This window comes from Streptococcus sp. 1055 (assembly GCF_013276815.1).
GTDB lineage: Bacteria > Bacillota > Bacilli > Lactobacillales > Streptococcaceae > Streptococcus > Streptococcus pseudopneumoniae.
This window is the reverse complement of record NZ_VMLT01000152.1, coordinates 7,591-9,869: the sequence shown is the minus strand read 5'-3', so window position 1 is coordinate 9,869 and position 2,279 is coordinate 7,591. Positions and strand designations below refer to the sequence as shown.

The 2,279-nt window shown below is 41.8% G+C and carries 2 protein-coding genes; both read left to right on the top strand.

Annotated features, from left to right (window positions below):
• Nucleotides 1-225: 225 nt before the first annotated feature.
• Nucleotides 226-1,212: a rhodanese-related sulfurtransferase gene (locus HT699_RS11135; RefSeq protein WP_001030014.1), complete on the top strand. Its 987-nt coding sequence runs from the start codon at nucleotides 226-228 to the stop codon at nucleotides 1,210-1,212.
• A gap of 121 nt (nucleotides 1,213-1,333) precedes the next feature.
• The gene (locus HT699_RS11130) at nucleotides 1,334-2,194 is read left to right on the top strand and encodes a DUF4299 family protein (protein WP_138706164.1); all 861 of its coding nucleotides are present in this window, start codon (nucleotides 1,334-1,336) and stop codon (nucleotides 2,192-2,194) included.
• The last annotated feature ends 85 nt before the right edge of the window (nucleotides 2,195-2,279 follow it).

The following is a 2,279-nucleotide window of genomic DNA, read 5'->3' as shown; positions in this document are numbered from 1 at the left end:
TTTGAGGTTGTGGATAGAACTGACAGAGTCAGTATCATATACCTACGGCAAGGTGAAGCTGACGTAGTTTGAAGAGATTTTCGAAGAGTATAACCATTCAGGAAATTTCGAGAACCCTCTACAATTTCCAGTCAAATAAATTGCATTCGTTTTCTCAAGCAGGTATACTAGTATGGATAAATAAAAAATTTAGAAAATTTAAGAATAGAAAAGAGAACAAATCTTATGGCAAAAGATATTCGTGTCTTACTTTACTACCTTTATACTCCAATTGAAAATGCAGAGCAATTTGCTGCAGATCACTTGGCTTTCTGTAAATCAATCGGCCTTAAAGGCCGTATCCTAGTCGCTGACGAGGGAATTAACGGAACAGTTTCAGGTGACTATGAAACAACTCAAAAATACATGGACTACGTTCACAGTCTCCCAGGCATGGAAGACCTTTGGTTCAAGATTGACGAAGAAAATGAACAAGCCTTCAAGAAGATGTTTGTTCGCTACAAGAAAGAAATTGTCCACCTTGGTTTGGAAGACAACGACTTTGACAATGACATCAACCCACTTGAAACAACAGGTGCTTACTTGTCTCCAAAAGAGTTCAAAGAAGCGCTTCTTGATAAAGATACCGTTGTCCTTGACACACGTAACGATTATGAGTACGACCTAGGACATTTCCGTGGAGCTATTCGCCCAGATATTCGCAACTTCCGTGAGTTACCACAATGGGTCCGTGATAACAAGGAAAAATTCATGGACAAGCGCGTCGTGGTTTACTGTACAGGTGGGGTTCGCTGTGAGAAATTCTCAGGCTGGATGGTTCGTGAAGGCTACAAAGATGTCGGCCAATTGCACGGAGGAATCGCAACTTACGGTAAAGACCCAGAAGTTCAAGGTGAGCTTTGGGATGGGAAAATGTACGTCTTTGACGAGCGTATTGCCGTTGATGTCAACCATGTCAACCCAACTATCGTAGGGAAAGACTGGTTTGATGGAACGCCATGTGAACGTTATGTCAACTGTGGAAATCCCTTCTGTAACCGTCGTATCTTGACATCAGAAGAAAATGAAGACAAGTACCTTCGTGGATGCTCACACGAGTGCCGTGTTCACCCACGTAACCGCTATGTTTCAAAAAATGAATTGACACAAGCTGAAGTAATCGAGCGCCTAGCCGCTATCGGTGAAAGCTTGGATCAAGCAGCTACTGTATAAGATCAAACAGTCCTCAGGGGCTGTTTTTCTATGCTTTGTACTCAAAAATCTAAAGTTTGTTTCTGTATCTTTCAGGAAAATAAGGTATACTGTATGTAAACGATTTCAAAGGAGTCCAGTTATGGAGAAAACAATTTTTATTCCAAATAAACAGAGCATTTTAGGAGAACAGGAAATTTTGACTGCCAAGTCCATCTTGGCATTGGTAGATGGTTTGGAGTCACATAGCTATGATGCTGTCTATCTCCGTCAGCCTCTTAACCGTCTCGAGTATATCGAGTGTGCGATAGTGGGGCAATCACAATTTCTCTTTAAGGTCAGTTATGCTGATGGTCGAAAGGCTTACCGTGTCGATCTTCCTGAGCTACTAACGAAGATAGACTGGGAGATCATCAAGTCATTTTTAGATGCTTTGCTTGCTTACACAGGAACTGAGATTGAAGGACTAGATGGTTTTGATTTTGAAGCTTATTTCCAAGCAAGTATTCAAGCCCATCTTGCAGACACTGCAGCCCGTTTTACGATTTGCCAAGGAATTTTTAATCCTGTTTTCTTTAGTCATGAGGATTTGAAAAGCTTTTTAGGGGAAGATGGTTTGGCACAGTTTGAAGCGCGTGTGCGTGAAGTTCAAGAGACCGATGCCTACTTTGCGAGAGTTTCCTTCTATCAGGATGGAGAAGGGCAAGTGCATGGTGTTTACCATCTGGCTCAAGGCGTCAAGACCGTTTTGCCGAGAGAGCCATTTGTTCCTGCAGCCTATATTGAGCAATTGGTGGATAAGGAAGTCCAGTGGGAGATTGACTTGGTTCAAATCACAGGAGACGGCTCTAAACCAGAAGACTATGAAGCCATCGCCCGCTTGGACTATGCAAAATTCTTAGAGGTATTACCCCCATCTTTTTACCACCAACTAGACGCCAATCAATTAGAAGTGCAACCCATCTTAGACAAAGATTTTAAAACATTAGCACAAGAAGAGTAAAGCAGAAGCAGGTCAATCGACTTGCTTTTTGATATATAAAAAATCCTGCCATGAAAGACAGGATTGCTACTCAATGAAAATCAAA